The organism is Lishizhenia sp., assembly GCF_033720595.1.
GTDB lineage: Bacteria > Bacteroidota > Bacteroidia > Flavobacteriales_D > Crocinitomicaceae > Lishizhenia.
In genome coordinates, this window is sequence record NZ_JAWWCF010000261.1 from 1 (window position 1) to 3,164 (window position 3,164).

Here is a 3,164-nt window from a genome sequence, read left to right on the forward strand (position 1 = left end):
CAAACTACCAATTTCTGCCCAGCTACAAGCTGTAGTTGTAACATTGGTATCTCCAATCGGTACATTGTTTATGTATAATTGTAAGTAAGAAACTGCAGTACTATTTACCACGTTTGTAGCCCAAAAAGAAAATAAATACCCTGTGTTTGGGTTAACACTCACCGTTTGTCTCCAAACTGTAGTGTTCGGTACGTGTGAACCGTTCGCCACTAGCATATTTCCATTTCCTGAAGTGTGATCTCCACAGGTAACAAAATTACTGTGTGTTAAACTTGGGTCTGTAGAAACGGTATATTGTCCACCATTCGAAAGCAACCCCCAAGTACCTCCCTGTCCGGGAATATAATCTGTGGTAAAGTTATTACTTGTATTGTTTGTTCCCCCTTCAAAATCTCCGTGTTGAACTAAGTTGGTATTCCCGTAATTACCCGCCATTAGGGTATAGGTTCCTGACTGACTCACCCAAAGAGAATCATTATCTACAGGCTCACTCCATTGATAGAAATCATAACCACTTGGTCCGGCTAAGATTAATGTATCATACGTACAAATTGTTGTATCCACACCTAGGTCTACTTCATCGAGTCCTAAACACTGGGCTAGAGAACTTGAGCTAAAAGAAAAAAGTAAGAGTAGAATGAAGAGTGAATGTAGTTTACTCATTGGATGTTTGAATTGTTAAATAGTTCCTTAAAAAACGTGATTTTTCACGAATTAGTTGCATAGTCAACAATCAAAAATACGCTTATTTCACTTTAACTGAAAGCTCCAAAACAAAACTTGCCACAATTGTCCCACTTTTGTCTTTGGCCAAAATCTCTACTTTTTCATTTTGTCTCTCCCCAAGCGCTTTGGCTTTTTCTACTAAAGCTTTTATTTTCTGACCTTCACTGCAGTAAAACTGTATATCAGACTCCGCTCTTTTATGAAACTGTGCTTCAAAGGATTTGAAGGCAAAGGAGATCTTTAGTCCGTATCTTTCCGCAAAGTAAAACGCCAAAATACCACCAGAAACATCAGCTCCAACACTTAAGGCTCCAAAATACATGGACCCCAGATGGTTTTTCGTTCTTCTTCTAAGACGTATACCAATGGTTACCTCTTTTTCTGAGATAGAAATAAGCTTTGGTTTACAAAAAGCCAACATCGGAATTTTAAAAACTCCCAACATCCATAATTGACGTTGCATTTTTGCTTTCGATATTTCCTTAACGGGCTGCATTGTATTCTTCTTTTAAACGATTTACAATTGCAGTAATGGGTTCTATCTTTTTAACATACTCAATACTAGGTCCGGCACACCAAACCGTTTTATAGGTTGCACTAAAAGCAGCACTTCTCAATTTTTTCATTCCCTTGTAAAAAGTAAATGCCTTGAACCACTTCTTCAATTTTTTGTTCTTGTTAAGCAGTCGCTCTAACCAATTTTGTTGGGTTCCAATTTTTTCAACGTACGGAGTTTTTATAACTGTACAGGGAGTCCCAGAAAGTTTGGTGGTCATCACTATATCCTCCGCTCCATAATCTACAATGGCTTGTTTGTATTCATCAGAAACTCCAGCTTCATCCGAGGCAATAAATACAGAGCCCATAGAAAGTCCATCAGCACCGAGTTCTAAAATTTCTTTCATCTGTTGTCCGGTTGCCACTCCCCCAGCAGAAATCACTGGAATGGAACAATTTTCTTTCAGTAAAGGGATTAACTCTTTATATGATAGATTTCCGGCATGCCCACCTGCTTCACGATTCACAGCGATTAAGGCATCTGCACCGAGAGCTTCCACCTTTTTGGCATATTTCACATCCGTGACATCACAAAAAACTTTGATTCCGTGCTGATGTGCTTTTTTAATGGTTTCCTCGGGAGACCCCAAACTTGTAATGATGTAGTCTACCCCTACTTCGCACAATACTTCTAATTGCTCCTTGTATAAAAAATTACTCTTGTTTACAATTAAATTAATACCAATTGGACCCTTCACATCTGCTTTCATTTCTACTAAAGCACTTTTCAGTTCCTCCACTGTTCTAAAATTTAAAGCAGGAATTGCACCGGTAATTCCACTTTCTGCAGCCGACTTTAACATGGCCACATTAGACACTAAAAACATAGGAGCCATGATGATAGGCATTTCTATGTTTAACATTTGAGCAAGTTTCACTTTTGAAAGATCCATAGTAGATTTTTTATGTATACATAATACAAGTCCCTAATTTAAAAAAGTATTCTTAACTTTCCTTCATTGGTTCAAATATTCTGTAAGCTAATGATTTTAATTGTAAACTGCGGATCTAACAAAGTACCCTACCTAGAAGACATAGTAAACGATCATATGGATTACACTACTGTATCCATGTATGATGTTGGAAAAACTGATTTAAGTGAATTTAAGGGTATTATTATTTCTGGTGCCCCTATCCTTATATCACAAGTCAATCCAGATCCATATTTAGAGGCATTTAGCTTTGTAAAGGAGATTGAAATACCGGTTCTAGGCGTATGCTTCGGTCATCAAATTCTAGGAATGGAATTCGGAGCGTTTCCAGCTTTAGAAAAAGAAGATAGAGACTGGCAAACCATCAGTTTCTACGAAGAAAGTCCTTTGTTAAAATCTATCCCCAAGGACACTTTAATGATGGAGGATCATACGGAAAGCATAAGCATACCTCCAGGTTTCAAACTCTTGGGAGGATCTGACCTTTGCGTAAACGAAGCCATGGAACACAGAGAAAGACCGCTTTATGGAGTACAATTCCACCCTGAAGTTTCTGGAAATATGGGAGCTCGATTAATTGAAAATTTTGTGAATATTTGTAGAGAAAGTTAAAATTATATATCATTGTCTTAAAATCACCGACAAAATGAAAACCATCCTAAGTCTTTTAAGTCTATTCACCCTACTTCTTACTTTCGCACAAAACAAAATTGATGAAAAGTACTTTGAAACCAGCGGACGACAACGCGCGAATTTCATCATCAATAAAGAAGGCTTGACGTATAGCTTTATCAATCATTCAGTGGGAACTGAATACGGACATTACAATCATAATGACTGCAAACTCTTTATAAGCTCAGGAAACACAATTTTAGATACGCTTAGTATACTCAACCTATATCCTCCAAATCCTGCAGGTGCTGGATGGGATCCTTCAGTTCTAAATGC

5 protein-coding genes are annotated in these 3,164 nt (G+C 37.6%); 2 read left to right on the plus strand and 3 right to left on the minus strand.

Annotated elements, in window-relative coordinates:
* The 3 genes from R3333_RS13680 to R3333_RS13690 form a co-directional block, all read right to left on the minus strand.
* Positions 1-663: hypothetical protein (locus R3333_RS13680; RefSeq protein ID WP_318959334.1), on the minus strand; the 663-nt coding region annotated here is incomplete at its 3' end.
* Between the two features lie 82 nt (positions 664-745).
* Complete coding sequence (locus R3333_RS13685) at positions 746-1,222, minus strand: PaaI family thioesterase (protein ID WP_318959335.1); 477 nt, start codon at positions 1,220-1,222, stop codon at positions 746-748.
* Positions 1,209-2,177, minus strand: a complete 969-nt coding sequence (locus R3333_RS13690; protein ID WP_318959336.1) for a nitronate monooxygenase — start codon at positions 2,175-2,177, stop codon at positions 1,209-1,211. Before R3333_RS13690 ends, R3333_RS13685 begins: the two co-directional genes overlap by 14 nt.
* Before the next feature lie 90 nt (positions 2,178-2,267).
* On the opposite strand from R3333_RS13690, the gene R3333_RS13695 reads away from it, so the two are divergent.
* Entirely contained in the window at positions 2,268-2,828 is a 561-nt protein-coding gene (locus tag R3333_RS13695) for a type 1 glutamine amidotransferase (RefSeq protein WP_318959337.1), read from the plus strand.
* A gap of 34 nt (positions 2,829-2,862) precedes the next feature.
* A partial coding sequence (locus R3333_RS13700) for a hypothetical protein (RefSeq protein WP_318959338.1) occupies positions 2,863-3,164 on the plus strand: 302 nt, incomplete at its 3' end.